The sequence below is a fragment of the Streptomyces solincola genome (genome assembly GCF_002982015.1).
In the GTDB taxonomy this organism is placed as follows: Bacteria; Actinomycetota; Actinomycetes; order Streptomycetales; family Streptomycetaceae; genus Streptomyces; species Streptomyces solincola.
In genome coordinates, this window is sequence record NZ_PVLV01000353.1 from 1 (window position 1) to 1,919 (window position 1,919).

Annotated in this window: 2 protein-coding genes; both read right to left on the reverse strand. The window is 71.5% G+C overall.

Features of this window, described 5'->3' with window-relative positions; all coding sequences use genetic code 11:
- Positions 1-110: 110 nt before the first annotated feature.
- Positions 111-983, reverse strand: a complete 873-nt coding sequence (locus tag C6N75_RS21405; RefSeq protein ID WP_105870531.1) for a carbohydrate ABC transporter permease — start codon at positions 981-983, stop codon at positions 111-113.
- A gap of 8 nt (positions 984-991) precedes the next feature.
- On the reverse strand, positions 992-1,919 hold a 928-nt coding region (locus C6N75_RS21410; RefSeq protein ID WP_407703253.1), incomplete at its 5' end, for a carbohydrate ABC transporter permease.

Sequence of the window (1,919 nt, forward strand, 5' to 3'; positions counted from 1 at the left end):
AGGCGCCGGGCTGGGCGGTGAGCCGGACGGGGCGGGGCAGCAGGTGGACGGCGTGGGCGGGCACGGGGTCTCCGCTCTGAGGGGGGAAAGGGCCCGGTACGGCCGGGTGGTCAGCCCTTGACGGCGCCGGCGGCGAGGCCGGAGGTGACGTGGCGCTGGAGCACCAGGAAGATCACCAGGGCGGGGAGGGCGAAGAGGGTGGAGGCGGCCATGGTGGCGCCCCAGTCGGTGCCGAAGGTGTTCTGGAAGGAGGACAGCCACACGGGCAGGGTGCGGCTGTCCTGTTGCTTGATGATGAGGAAGTTGGCGTAGGCGAACTCGTTCCAGGCGGTGATGTAGCCGAAGAGCGAGGTGGCCAGCAGCCCGGGGGCGAGCAGCGGGAAGACGACCCGCAGGAAGGCCTGCGGCCGGGTGCAGCCGTCGACCTGCGCGGCTTCCTCCATTTCGGGCGGGACGGTGGCGATGAAGCCGCGCAGCACCACGATGGTGAACGGCAGGGTGACCATGAAGTAGACGAGGGTGAGGGTGGGCAGCCGGTCGAGCATGTCCGTGTCGCGGCTGATGATGTAGACGGGGATGATCAGCGACTCCCAGGGCGCCATCTGGGCGGTGAAGACCAGCAGCAGGAAGGCGCGGCGGCCGCGCCAGCGCATCCGGGCCACGGCGAAAGCGGAGCCGAGCGCGACGAGCAGGGCGAGCAGCACGGCGGAGAGGGTGACCAGCAGGCTGTTGCGCCAGAACAGCCCGAAGCCGTCGGCGGAGACGGCGGTGCGGAAGTGCTCCAGGGTCCAGGTGCGCGGCAGCAGTCGGGGCTGGTCGGTCTGGATGTCGGGGGACGGTTTGAGGGCGGTGGTGGCCATCCAGTAGACGGGGAAGAGGCAGGCGGCGACGGTCACGGCGGCGGCGAGGTGCAGCGGCAGCCGGCGCAGCGCGCGTACGGCGCGGCGGCGGCCGGGGGCGGCGGTGCGGCGGGCGGCCGGCAGGGCGCTGGTCACTGTTCGGCCTCCTGGCGCAGGAGTCGGCGGAGGTAGAAGACGAGGACGCCGGACATCAGCACCACGCTCACCATGGAGGCGGCCGCCCCGAGGTCGTAGTGCTGGCCGGCCAGAGCGGTCTGCACGGCGTAGACGGGCAGGATGGTGGTGGCGTCGCCGGGGCCGCCGCGGGTCATCACCCAGATCTGGGTGAACGCCTTGAAGGTCCAGATCACCTCCAGCGAGGCGACCAGCAGGAAGACGGGGCGCAGCAGCGGGAAGGTGAGGGAGCGGAAGATCCGCCAGCCTCCGGCGCCGTCCAGCCTGGCGGACTCGTGGAGTTCGGCCGGCACGGTGGTGAGGGCCGAGTAGAGGGTGACGGCGGCGAACGGCACGGACTGCCAGACCACCAGGGCCACCACGATGGCGAAGGCGGCGTCGCCGTGGGCGAACCACGGGTAGTGGGCGTAGGAGCCGAAGCCGAGCCGGACCAGGGTGTGGTTGACGATGCCGTACTCGGAGTGGAACAGCCACTGGAAGACGGTGGTGGCGGCGACCACCGGCATCGCCCAGGCGAGCACCAGGGAGGCGAGGACCAGCGTCCGGGCGCGCCGGCCGAGGCGTTCGGTCATCAGGGCGACCAGGGTGGAGATCACCATGATGAGGACGGTGTTGACCGCTATGAAGAGGAAGGTGCGGCGCACCACCTCCCAGAACCGCGGGTCCTGAAGCAGCCGCTGGTAGTTCTCCAGGCCGACGTACTCCGCTCCGCCGAGGATGAGCTGGCGCAGTCCGAAGTCCTGTACGGAGATCAGCAGCGCCCGCAGCAGCGGGTAGAGCAGCAGGTAGGCGGCGCCGAGCACGGCCGGGGAGATCAGCAGGTACGGCCAGGGGGCGGTGCGCCGGCGGGGCCTGGGCGGCGCGGTGGCCGGGTCGGGCGGCGGG